Annotated in this window: 9 protein-coding genes; 5 read left to right on the top strand and 4 right to left on the bottom strand. The window is 49.8% G+C overall.

Annotated elements, in window-relative coordinates:
• Nucleotides 1-114: 114 nt before the first annotated feature.
• On the bottom strand, nt 115-1,821 hold the full coding sequence (locus H6585_03690) for a TonB-dependent receptor (protein ID MCB9447431.1): 1,707 nt from the start codon (nt 1,819-1,821) through the stop codon (nt 115-117).
• Complete coding sequence (locus H6585_03685) at nt 1,796-4,933, bottom strand: tetratricopeptide repeat protein (protein MCB9447430.1); 3,138 nt, start codon at nt 4,931-4,933, stop codon at nt 1,796-1,798. Before H6585_03685 ends, H6585_03690 begins: the two co-directional genes overlap by 26 nt.
• A 141-nt stretch (nt 4,934-5,074) precedes the next feature.
• Between H6585_03685 and H6585_03680 the strand changes: the two genes are divergently transcribed.
• From H6585_03680 to H6585_03670, 3 genes are read left to right on the top strand one after another with little or no spacing between them, the layout of a single operon-like run.
• Nucleotides 5,075-5,305, top strand: a complete 231-nt coding sequence (locus tag H6585_03680) for a fructose-6-phosphate aldolase (protein ID MCB9447429.1) — start codon at nt 5,075-5,077, stop codon at nt 5,303-5,305.
• A 3-nt stretch (nt 5,306-5,308) separates the two neighbouring features.
• Complete coding sequence (locus tag H6585_03675; protein MCB9447428.1) at nt 5,309-5,995, top strand: ATP-binding cassette domain-containing protein; 687 nt, start codon at nt 5,309-5,311, stop codon at nt 5,993-5,995.
• Between the two features lie 11 nt (nt 5,996-6,006).
• Entirely contained in the window at nt 6,007-6,885 is an 879-nt protein-coding gene (locus H6585_03670; protein ID MCB9447427.1) for a glycosyltransferase family 2 protein, read from the top strand.
• Here the strand turns inward: H6585_03670 and H6585_03665 are convergent.
• Complete coding sequence (locus tag H6585_03665) at nt 6,882-8,012, bottom strand: glycosyltransferase (GenBank protein MCB9447426.1); 1,131 nt, start codon at nt 8,010-8,012, stop codon at nt 6,882-6,884. The genes H6585_03670 and H6585_03665 overlap by 4 nt on opposite strands.
• A 61-nt stretch (nt 8,013-8,073) precedes the next feature.
• Between H6585_03665 and murB the strand changes: the two genes are divergently transcribed.
• Both murB and H6585_03655 read left to right on the top strand, forming a co-directional pair.
• The gene (gene murB, locus H6585_03660; protein ID MCB9447425.1) at nt 8,074-9,093 is read left to right on the top strand and encodes a UDP-N-acetylmuramate dehydrogenase; all 1,020 of its coding nucleotides are present in this window, start codon (nt 8,074-8,076) and stop codon (nt 9,091-9,093) included.
• Complete coding sequence (locus tag H6585_03655) at nt 9,090-10,289, top strand: glycosyltransferase (GenBank protein ID MCB9447424.1); 1,200 nt, start codon at nt 9,090-9,092, stop codon at nt 10,287-10,289. The genes murB and H6585_03655 overlap by 4 nt, the downstream gene beginning before the upstream one ends.
• Here H6585_03655 and H6585_03650 read toward each other — a convergent pair.
• The gene (locus H6585_03650; GenBank protein ID MCB9447423.1) at nt 10,283-11,674 is read right to left on the bottom strand and encodes an undecaprenyl-phosphate glucose phosphotransferase; all 1,392 of its coding nucleotides are present in this window, start codon (nt 11,672-11,674) and stop codon (nt 10,283-10,285) included. The genes H6585_03655 and H6585_03650 overlap by 7 nt on opposite strands.
• Nucleotides 11,675-11,697 lie beyond the last annotated feature (23 nt).

Genomic DNA, 11,697 nt, shown 5'->3' with positions numbered 1-11,697 from the left:
GCCGAAACCCCAGTTTTTCCGGGGGCTAGGCAAAGATAGCATTTTTGGCTTCCCGGGCCGCCTTCAACGGCGCATAACGGTTGCTTTTTTTCAACATTTAATTAACACGGAGACTTACTGACCCCAGAAGGAATAACTGAAGCCTGCCAGCAGCTGAATACGCTGTGATGGGTAGTTGTTCCAGACCATGTAACGCTTGCCTGTCAGGTTCTGCAACCTCACAAAAGCGGAGAGGATCTTGGAGTAGCGGTATTCAACCCTCAGATTGAGATCAAGATAACCCTTCAGGTAAGGGTCTGTTTTCACCACCGGGTTTTCCGGATCAAGGAAAGGCCGTTTGCCCACATAGAAGGCATCCAGTTGAAGCAGGATCTTGTTCTGCATGTTGTACCTGGCCGACAATCCTCCCTTCATCTGCGGACGGTACCAGGCGGACCGGATGGAGTCGGTTTCGTAGGTGGCATATTGGGCCGATGCAGTGACCCTGATCTTGCGCTGATCATCAAAGGAAACTTCGCCCCGGAACGTATGCGCCATGAGTCCGTCATAAACGGGCAGGAACTTGTTGTAAAGCACCAGATCAGGATCTTGAATAAAGAACAACTCGTTCTCGATGTTGCTCAGGCTGTAGTTCACATGGAAAGCCGTGTGTTGGCTCAATGCACCTCTTAATCCGCCCCTGACCTTCAACTCCCGCCGGTTCTTCATCAGGAAATCCCGGCTATCCGTGGAAATAAACGGATTGGCTTCGGCGAGCCTTCCCAGGTCGTTCCGTTCCACATCCCCGATGCCCTGCACGTAAGCGGTAAGAACCTTTGGTATCAAGTGAAAGCCCAGTTGCACATCCGGGAAGAAAGTGATTTCCCGCAGACTATCTGACTCAAGGAAGAGGTTCAGGCCCAACGTAAAGTACCATTTCTCGCGCCGGGTGCTGATCCGCGGGTTCAGGTTCAGGATGATGGCGGATGCCGTATCCTGCACCAACGCCTGCCGGTAATAATCCGTGCGCAAATCAATCTGCAGGAATTCCGTGTGGAAGGCTTGCTCCATCCCTCCCTGAATGCGCAAGTGACTTTCACCCGTCCCGTACAGATCCTCAAACCTTCTGAAACCCAAATCGCCGTGCAGGTGCATCTTACCGGTATCCACCTGCTGGCTCAGAAAACCTATGTTTCCATCCAATCCGACAAACCGCTGCTTGATGTCATTCTTTTCAACCGGAATATGGTAGTAAGGGATCAGGGTATCCAGGTCGTTAAACCCGTAATAATGGACCACCTGCCTGTTCCAGTTCAGGGACTCATTCAGTGTGAATGTGGACAAGAATTGTTTACCATACACCGTAGCGAGGTTGTCGCTAAAGCCGCTGTATCCATAGTCCAGCAAATTTCCCGCTGATGACATGTGCTTCAGATGAAGCCCCTGTGAGTATTTCTTGTTGCGGATGGAATTCAGGTACAATTCGGCATACGGAGTGGTGTAATTTCCCACGCCGCCCTGAAAATACCCCCTATACAAACGAGGTAGTTTTTCTCCCTTGAACTTGGCTGCAGTGATCGGTTCCGGTGCATAATCCGTAGCCACCTGACGCGGCAGCACTTCGTATTCCAGTTTCGGGGTCGGCAGGGTGGTGTCCGGAATCTGCGGTTCGTCCATCAAACGCACAGCTTCAGTCACCGCCGGTTTAAAGCTGGTTTGAACCACGATCTCCACGGGCTTCAGGTCTTTATCCTGTGCCCGTACCGAGCTTCCGACACATACCACCATCACCAGGGTGGGTATATATCTCCAGGCTTTACTCATCCTTGTGATCCTCCTCATTGGGTGCGGTGTTATCAGCCGGCGGGTTCGCGTTGGGGTCAAGTTCTATTTCCAGTTCCTCTTTCTCTTTCTTGACTTTTCCGGCCTTTTCCTCTTCCTCCAGTTGCTGGAGTCGCTGGATCGCCTTTTCTCTCAATTCAGTGCCTTTGTAGTCGTCAATAATGCTTTGCAGGGTGTACTTGGCCTGGAACATGTCACCTTGCTGGTAATAATTCTCTGCCAGCAGCAACAATGACTTTGTTACCCATTCGTCGTAGGAGGTCAGATCCCCGATCAGTTGGAAGATGAGGGTTTCGGATGCTTTATAATCCTGTCGGGTGTGTTTGATCAGGGCCATCTGGTAAAGTGCCTTTGCTGCCGAAGCGCTCTTGCCTTTCTTCACCACCCAGTCATACTCATCGTATGCTTTGTCAAGTTCATTCTGCACGTAGAACCCATCCGCCATCATCAGGTGGGCTTCCACGGTGAGTCCGACATCCTGTTTTTCCATGGCCAGCACACGTTGAGCCGCTTCGATCAATGCAGCGGGTTGATCCAGTCGTGCCAACGAGCGCATTTGCCCAACCAGCGCACTTTGCCTGTTGGCCTGTGATTCCGCTATTTTTTCCAGCTGGCGATAGTAATCCAACGCCTGATCAAACTTCTTTTGCTGGAATTCGATATCTGCCAGGGACCTGAGAGATTTTTCCGTGAAGACATTTTTCGGACGACCGATCACGTATTTATATCCGGCCCGTGCCTTGTCAAAATCCTCGATGAAATTGAGGCATTCCGCTCTGTAGAACTGGGCATTCACACTGAATATACCTTCAGGGAAGCGCTGCAGATAGGAACTGAAATCCTGCATGGCGCCGGCGCAATCGCTCTTCATGTACTTGTTCTCTGCAGCGAGGTAAAGGATGGAATCCTGAGACACTTCCTCAAGTGAAGTACCAGGTAAATGTTCCTTCAACCAATCGAAAAAATCATCCACGTTGCCGCGTTCGATGTAAATATCCTGGAGATCTTTCAGGGCCTGACGGGCGGCATCCGATCCGTAATGTTCGGTGGCCACTTTCTCGAAAGCATTTTGCGCCTCGGTGACCTTTCCTGACTGCAACTGCATCAGTCCGCCCTTCAGGATGGCATCTTTTACATACACACTGCCGGGGTAATCCGATTCTACCTTTTTATATTGCGCGAGTGCATCATCCACCCGATTCATGGTTTGATAGGTGTTGGCCAGTTCGTAAGCCGCTGCCGCTGCAAAACCCGACTTCGGATATTTGGACAGCATTTGCTCGAGGATCTGTATCTTCTCCTGGTACTTACTCAGCACACCCAGCACCATTGATTTCTGGTACATGGCATAGTCAACATCATTGGCCCCCACCCCGATGGCTTTACCATAATATTCAAGTGCATTGTAGAAATCTTTGTTCAGGTAATATCCGTCAGCAATGCGTAAAAAGGCATCATTCAATCTCGGCTTGCTTTTCACCCGGTTGTCATCCACAAATCGCCTGAACCAGGTAATGGCCTCTGCATAATTCTGCTGCTTATAAAAAGCATATGCGCTGCCATAATAAGACACGGGATATTCCTCCAGGTTGAATGCCCCCGGCACCAGGGTGAACTGCTCATATTCCTTCAATGCCTCATTGTACCCACCGCGTTTATACCATGATTCGCCCATCCAGAAATGTGATAACGCCTCTGTTTTCCGGTTGATGGGTTGGGTGAGCGACTTCTGAAAATGAGCGATGGCTTCGGGATATCTTTTGGTTCCGTATAGTTCGAGTCCACGGTAATAAGCTACTTCCTGGTAAGCCGCTTTCTGTTTGGCATCCATGCTGCTCATCGACTCCAGAACTTCCAACGCTCCCTTGTAGTTATGGGTAGTGAAGAAGATGCTCATCAGGTATTGGTACACCTCTTCTTTGTGGGAAGATTTGGGGTATTTGTTCAGGTAATCACGGAAGGCATAAATGGCCCGGTTGTAAGGGTTATAAGAAAGCTCGTAGGAAAGTTTTGCGTAGTTGTACAATGCATTCTCCGTTACATCCGGATCATAGTTCATGCGGGAAGCCGCTGCAAAAGCATTCTGTGCATAGGTCTTCTGGTCGGACTTGTAATACGCATCACCCAGGTGGTAATAGGCATACTGGGTAAGGGAATCGTTGACGGACACGATCTGTTTGAAAGCGTTCACCGCGGGTTCCCATTGCATGCTTTTGTAGTAGGCATACCCGAGTTGGTACAGATCTTCCCGGCTTGCGAAATAACTTTTCTCCTGGAACTTTTCAAGGTACGGCACAGCTTCCTTGAAGCGGCCTGTGCGGTAGTATGCTTCACCCAACAGCCGGGCAATCTCCGCTTCCCGCTTGGGGATCACCGAATCAAGCAACGGGGTTGCGTATGCAATCAGTTCTTCGTTGCGCCTTTGCAGGTAGTAAATCTGACTGATATAATAGGGAACCACGGGCGCAAAATTGGGGTCGTCGCGAAGCTCCATGAATTCTTCCAGGGCCGTCTCATTGTTGCCCTGCGTATAAGCGATGTGCGCATGGTAGTATTTGGCCAGCGGGGCATAAACCGACCCGCTGTTCTTTACCTGAAAGAAATTCCGCGACGCTTCATCGAAGTGCTCTTTCGCAAACAGGCTATAGCCGTTTTTAAAATAATATTCCCCCACTTCATCATCCGTGAGATCATACACATCGCATTGCTCGAAATACTGAGCTGCTTTCCGGTAGTTCTTATTCCGGAAGTGGTACAGTGCCAACTCAAACGGCACCTTCGCTGCCTTGGGGTGCTCGGAATGCTTGTATGCAAATTGGGTAATCCTGGCCTCGGCATCCTTGTTGAATAACTCTATCGCACACAACGCATAGTAGTACTCAGATTCCGCGGCGATCTCATCGTAGGGACTGGAAGCCATGGCAATGGCCCTTGTGAAAGCCTCCTGGGCCGCACCATACTTTTCTTTTTCAAACAAGGTAAGACCTTCGCGGAAAAAGCGACGCGGATCGCGGGGCATTTCCGTTTTCTGGGCCATAGCCATCCCCGAAAACATCACCGCGAACATCACCAAAAGGAGGTATTTCAACCGCTTCAACAAAGCAATGTTCATCAAAATATAAAGGTATACATGGGACCCTCCCCGACCCGGAATTTGAAACGGAAGTTATTAACGCACTATTGTTAAAAGGATTCCTTCCCGTGTTTTTACGGGCGGCAACGTTTCTCATGCGTATTTTCTAACTTTGTGGTCATGTATATTCTGAAGATCAAGGGCAAGGCACGCATTCCCGATTATGTGCAGATCCGCGAAGACGACTTCACCCTGAAGGCGTACTTCAGGGTTGACAGGCCTGAAAAGGCATTGGAAAAATGTGGACTTTCATACGCAGAAGCCGTTATCCAGCGTATTATTGCCGAGCTTCCATTCGGTAAGATCCAACGCCTGGTGCTTCCCGATAACACATCAGAAAACCCGGCATAATACATGGGCCTAGACACCATCATTTCCATCAGACAAGCCTCCGTTTACCAGAACAAACACCTGGTGTTGTCGGATGTGAATCTTCAAATCAACAAAGGTGAATTCGTTTACCTGATCGGTAAGACAGGCAGCGGAAAAAGTTCGTTGCTGCGCGCCCTTTACTGCGATCTTCACTTTGAAGAAGGAGAGATTGATATCGCCGGATACACCCTGCAAAAAATCAAACGGCGCAAGATTCCCCACCTCAGACGCAAGCTGGGCATTATCTTTCAGGATTTCCAACTCCTGTCGGACCGGTCTGTCAAAGACAACCTGCTCTTCGTACTGAAAGCCACCGGATGGCATAAGAAGCACGACATGGATGCCCGCGTAGAAGATGTGTTGCAGAAAGTAGGCATGGGCACCAAAGGATTCAAGTTCCCCCACCAACTTTCCGGCGGCGAACAGCAACGGGTATCCATCGCCAGGGCGCTGCTCAATGACCCTGACGTTATCCTTGCTGACGAACCCACAGGTAACCTTGACCCGGCCACTTCAGAGGACATCCTGAAACTCATGAAAGAAATCAGCACATCGGGAAGGGCCGTGCTTATGGCAACCCACGATTATTCCCTGATGGAAAAATTCCCGTCACGAACCGTTGTTTGTGATGACGGCAAAGTATTTGAGCAAGCCACCACCAACGCCTGACCTACACGGCCATGCTTTCGATCCTGGTTCCCATATACAGGTTTGATGCAGGAGCCCTGATCCGCGAACTGCACGAACAGGCCACTTCATCAGGAATCCCCTTCGAGGTGCTGTGCATGGACGATGGATCCGGACCGGGTTTCGAACACAATGCCACCGTTTGCAACGATCTGCCGCATGCTCATTACCTGGCTTTACCGGAAAACATAGGAAGGAGTGCCATCCGCAATCGCCTGGCGCAAGAAGCCGGATATGATCATGTTTTACTGCTCGATTGTGATGCCGCCCTTCCCGACGGCCGGTTCATCGAACGCTATGTCCCTTTCCTGAACAAAGACATGGTGGTATATGGAGGCAGGTCTTACCAGGCATCCCCACCCGACAACAAGCAACTCATGTTACATTGGTTGTACGGAAGCAACCGAGAAGCCATCCCTGCAGAGGGAAGAAGCGGTTACCAACAGTTCATGACCAACAACATCCTGGTTCCGCGCCAGGTGGTGCTGAACCACCCATTGTCGGAAACACTGAAAGGATACGGACACGAAGATACTTTGTGGGGATTGGAACTGGAAGCTGCTGGCATACCCATCGAACACATCAACAATCCGTTGGTACACATCGGCCTGGAAACCGCCGCATCCTTTCTTCAGAAAACAAGAGAAGGCGTACAAAACTTGTTGCGACTGGATGCCATGGGCGTGGATGACCGGCACATTCAATTGCTGGCAACCTATCGAAAACTTAAGAGGTGGAGGCTCCGGGGGCTCATTAGACAAGTAATGCGAATCAAAATGCCCTGGCTGGAAAAGAACCTGCTCTCATCCAACCCGAGCTTGTTTTATTTCGACCTGTATAAGCTGGGATGTATGCTGGGTGCGGTCCGTTAAGTTTTGACGGCGGCATTCAATACCGCTTCCCACTTCTTTTTTTCCTGCTCCCAGGTAAGCTGGGATGCTGCCTTTTTCAGGTTGGACTTCCACGCATGCCTTTTGTTCTCATCGTTCAGCATGTTGCGAATCTGTTCCGCCAGCAATTCCGGTTCAAGGGATGCGGTCACCTCTCCGACACCGTATGTTTCAACGATGTTCTTCACCTCCACCATGGGTGTTGCGAGCACCGGCACCCCGGCCGAGATGTAGTCGAACAATTTATTGGGTAAACTGAAACGATAATTGATGTTGCTGTCTTTGTCGAGCGTCAGGCCCAGGTCGGCATGGGCGGTATATTGGCGCAAGCGTTCGGATGGCATCTTGTCCATGATCTTCACCTTTCCGGCACAATCATGTTCTGAAGCCCGCTTCCGGAGCAATGGGAACACATCACCTCCTCCAATGATAAGAAGAAGCGCGCCTTCCAGGCGAACGACAGCTTCAATCGCTTCCTCCGCGCCGCGGTCTACATTGATCCAGGATCCTTGCAGGATGATGATCTTTTTGTCCGAAGGCAATCCCAGTTCATTCCTACCGGCATGCACCACGCCGGTTTTCTGTTCCCCGATGTTTCTGACCACTTCGAACTTTAACCCGTATTCCTTTTCAAAGAGCGCCGCGATGGAATCATTCACGGTAACCCGGTACTTTACCTTCGGCACCAGCCATTTTTCAAATCCTTTCCAGATGCTTCTCACCAGCCGTCTTCCCATCAACTCGGGCACCCCGGTAAAGTATTCATGGCTATCGAAAATAAGCGGGAGCCGGCGCAAACCGGCTGCCAGGTACGCCGCAGGAAGCGTATCCAGATCATTCGCAACGATGTGCGTACACCTCACCCCAAGCAGAAATACAAAAAGCCGTAAGTTATATGCTGCATAAAACAAAGGCCCCGACCTGAAGGGAAGCCGGAACCGAACAGCGGGGAACGGGTAGTCATTCAACAACGCACTTTCGGGAAGTTGCCGCCCCACCACCATCACATCCATACCCAATGCTGCCGCAACACGGGCATGACGTAGCACGCGCTGATCGGTGACCAGGTCATTGGTGACACAAAAGCAAATACGTTGCCTGTTTTCCATCTTCTTGCGAGCGGTTGGGTAAAGAAACGAACTTATGCCCTATTTTTGTTGCCCGCTGTTTATGATGTTGCAGGAAAACATATCCCTGGTTCCCTACCATACATTCCATTGCCAGGTACAAGCCCGGTACCTTATCCGTTGCGATTCGGTGGAGGATTTCCGGAATGCTTTCCGGGATACGCGTTTCCAAGATCTCCCGAAACTCATCCTGGGTGGTGGCAGCAATGTGCTGTTCAGAAATGACTACCGAGGTGTGGTTCTGCTCAACGGGATCAAAGGCATTTCGGTGGAACGCGAGGACGATGAACATGTATGGCTGCGTGCGGCCGGTGGTGAAATCTGGCATGAAGTGGTGATGTTTGCGGTTGAACACGGATGGGGCGGCATCGAAAACCTGTCGCTGATTCCTGGAAGTGCAGGTGCTGCGCCCATGCAGAACATTGGTGCTTACGGTGCGGAACTGCAGGATGTTTTCGAGAGCCTGGAGGCATTGCACATTGAATCAGGTGAGATAAAAACATTTGACCGGACATCCTGTGCCTTCGGATACAGGGAAAGCATATTCAAACATGCAGCAAAAGATCAGTATGTGATTACATCCATCCTCTTGCGACTGAGCAAGCATCCCGTTGTTCATATAGCCTATGGCAACCTGGTGGAAGAACTGGAGAAGGCTGGGATCTCGCACCCTGCAATACGCGATGTAAGCGAAGCCGTATGCCGCATCCGACGAAGCAAACTCCCCGATCCTTCGGAAATAGGCAATGCCGGAAGTTTCTTTAAGAATCCGGTGATCGATGCAGGGCTTGCAAATCAATTAAAGACACTTCATCCTGACATGCCGGTATACCCGCAGGAAAACGGTCAGGTCAAGCTGGCCGCGGGCTGGCTGATTGAGCAAGCGGGCTGGAAAGGCCACCGAGAAGGAGAGGTAGGTGTACACAAACGACAAGCACTGGTATTGGTGAACCATGGGCACGGAAGCGGATCAGATATCCTCCGGTTGTCAGAAATGATGATGCACGACGTGCACCGGAAATTCGGAGTGACTTTGGAAAGGGAGGTCAACCTCATCCCATGAAAAAGCGAATGCTCTTCATCACACATGAAATTCCCTTCCCTCCTGCAAGTGGTGGCACGATCAAGACATGGAAGTTGCTGGAGTATTTCGCGCAAACCCATGAGCTGAGTCTTGTTTGTCTGAAAAAAGGACAAACGAGTGAGGGCGAAGCAGACATGTTGGATAAACTCCGTCCGGCTCGTTATTTTTCAAAGGCTGTAGACATTCCGCGCAATGCTTCCAGCTACCTCCAAAGCATCCTGAAAAGAACCCCCCTGCCGATTTACAGGAATTACGACAAGGAGGTCGCAGAAGTTGTGAATGAATACGCCATGGATTGCGACATCTTGTTTGTGGATCATTATGAAATGTTCTGTTATGTCCCTGAGGTACCTCCATGTAAAGTTGTTTTACATACACACAACGCGGAGTTCCTGCTTTGGAAGAGACATAGCATCGAAGAAACGTCATGGCCAAAGAAACTTGTAACACGATGGGAGGCCGGCAGGGTTTTAAGAAAGGAAAAGGAATACATCCGAAGATCGGATCTCGTACTTGCATCCGAAAATGACCGGGACGTACTGAAAAGGGAGGGATTGGACACTTCTCATTTTACGGGTACCTATCATTTGGGAAACGATGAAATGTTATCCTGGCCGGAAATGGATTTCAGCCATACTCCCAAACAGGTTTTGTTTGTAGGGTCTTTGTGGTGGGAACCCAATATTGACGGTTTGCTTTGGTTTTTATCCCATGTGTGGGCGCAAGTGGTTCAGAAAGACCCCGGGATACACCTGGTCATTGCTGGAAAACAAAGGGACAATCGCATTGAAAAGGCCAGTAAATCCATCCCCAATGTGGAAATAGCGGGTTTTGTAGAGGACCTGGGGCCATTGTATGCCCACAGTCGGATCGCCATTGCCCCTTTGCGGTACGGAAGCGGGATGAAAGTAAAAGTATTGAACTATCTGTACCGTGGCATCCCCGTTGTTGCCAGCCCGGTAGCGCTGGAAGGAATTCCGGTTCAAGCGGGAAAAGATCTATTGGTTGCTGAATCACCGGAGCAATGGATTGAAACCATCCTTCGACTGGCCGGGGACATTCAGCTTTGCTCACAAATTGGCAAGACGGGACGTCAGACTGCTGCACTCAAACTTACGTGGATGGCTCACTTGAAGGAAATCGGAGACGCCATTGACGCTCTCCTGGATCAATAGGCATTTTCATCGCCACGCACCATATTCAATACGGTTTTCACGATGATTTTTAGATCCATGACCATGGACCAGTTCTCGATGTAGTACACATCCGTTTTCACGCGGTTTTCCATCATCTCAGGGGTTTCGGTTTCACCCCTGTACCCAAGCACCTGTGACAAGCCGGTGATACCAGGCTTGATCAGATGCCTGACCATGAACTTGTCTACAATGGTAGCATATTCTTTGGTGTGATTTAACATATGTGGTCTGGGACCTACAACCGACATGTCGCCCTTGAGCACATTGTAGAATTGGGGGAATTCATCGAGACTGGTCTTCCTGAGAAAAGCGCCCACCCGCGTAATACGGGAATCTCCCTTGGTTGCCTGAACGTGATGGGCATCATCATTCACCAGCATGGAACGGAATTTATAACACCAAAACTCTTTGTTGTCCTTTCCTGTTCTTTTCTGCCTGAAAAATACCGGCCCTTTTGAGTCGAGTTTGACCAATATGGCAATAAGAGGGAACAACCATGAACACACACCCACCAGAACGAGAGAGGAAAATGCCACATCAAAACAACGCTTGACAAATCGGAACACCACATTTTCCAGGGGCTCGTTCCGCATGATCATAACGGGGATGTTGTTGTAAAAATCGATACCCACCCGACGCATTTCAAACGCCCGGAAGTCAGGCACGATCTTGAAACGGATCAGGTTGTTTTCAGAAAAAGCCATTAAATCCCTGATGATATTCGTTTCGTGCAAGGGCATGGCACAATAGATCTCATCAATGTTCTCGCGCCTGCAGAATGATTTGATTTCGCCTATTTCTCCCAGGAACTTATCTGGTGAGAGACAATCGTCCTGGCTCTTGTCAAAGAAACCGACAAAATGATACCCGTATGAAAGATCCGATTCAAAGAATTTCTGCAACTCCTTTCCTACCGGACCGCACCCCACAATAACCACACGGCGGAAGTTGTAGCCTGCCTTGCGATACACAGACAACATATATAAGACCAGTAAGCGCCATCCGAAAAGCACAGGCCCGAAAATCAGGAAGGTCAGCATGAGCAGTTCACGCGACAACGTGTATCCCTTCTGGATAACAATAAATGAGAAGATCAACAGAATTTGCAAACCCAGCGCACGAAGCAGGTTAAGTATGATTTTCTCGATACGGGTGACCCTGTATATGTCATAAAGACGAACAACAAACACAACCAGTATCCAGAAAATGTTCAGAAAGGAAAGCAAAGACAGGTATTTCTCGTCCTGCACGGTGAGCACCCGGTCAAACTTCATGTAGAAGGCAACCAGGAAAGCCAGGTTCAGAAAAAGTACATCGCCCAGGAAATGGATGATGTGAATGTATCTAGAATATTTATTGTCCATTGAATGGATTACGCAACTTTTGC

The organism is Flavobacteriales bacterium, assembly GCA_020635855.1.
Lineage (GTDB): Bacteria > Bacteroidota > Bacteroidia > JACJYZ01 > JACJYZ01 > JACJYZ01.
The sequence above is the reverse complement of the archived record's forward strand: the minus strand, read 5'-3'. Positions and strand labels throughout refer to the sequence as shown.

Coding starts and splice junctions, on each gene's coding strand:
- H6585_03690 (MCB9447431.1), bottom strand. CDS start 1,821: ATGAGGAGGATCACAAGGATGAGTAAAGCCTGGAGATATATACCCACC.
- H6585_03685 (MCB9447430.1), bottom strand. CDS start 4,933: ATGAACATTGCTTTGTTGAAGCGGTTGAAATACCTCCTTTTGGTGATG.
- H6585_03680 (MCB9447429.1), top strand. CDS start 5,075: ATGTATATTCTGAAGATCAAGGGCAAGGCACGCATTCCCGATTATGTG.
- H6585_03675 (MCB9447428.1), top strand. CDS start 5,309: ATGGGCCTAGACACCATCATTTCCATCAGACAAGCCTCCGTTTACCAG.
- H6585_03670 (MCB9447427.1), top strand. CDS start 6,007: ATGCTTTCGATCCTGGTTCCCATATACAGGTTTGATGCAGGAGCCCTG.
- H6585_03665 (MCB9447426.1), bottom strand. CDS start 8,012: ATGGAAAACAGGCAACGTATTTGCTTTTGTGTCACCAATGACCTGGTC.
- murB (MCB9447425.1), top strand. CDS start 8,074: ATGATGTTGCAGGAAAACATATCCCTGGTTCCCTACCATACATTCCAT.
- H6585_03655 (MCB9447424.1), top strand. CDS start 9,090: ATGAAAAAGCGAATGCTCTTCATCACACATGAAATTCCCTTCCCTCCT.
- H6585_03650 (MCB9447423.1), bottom strand. CDS start 11,674: ATGGACAATAAATATTCTAGATACATTCACATCATCCATTTCCTGGGC.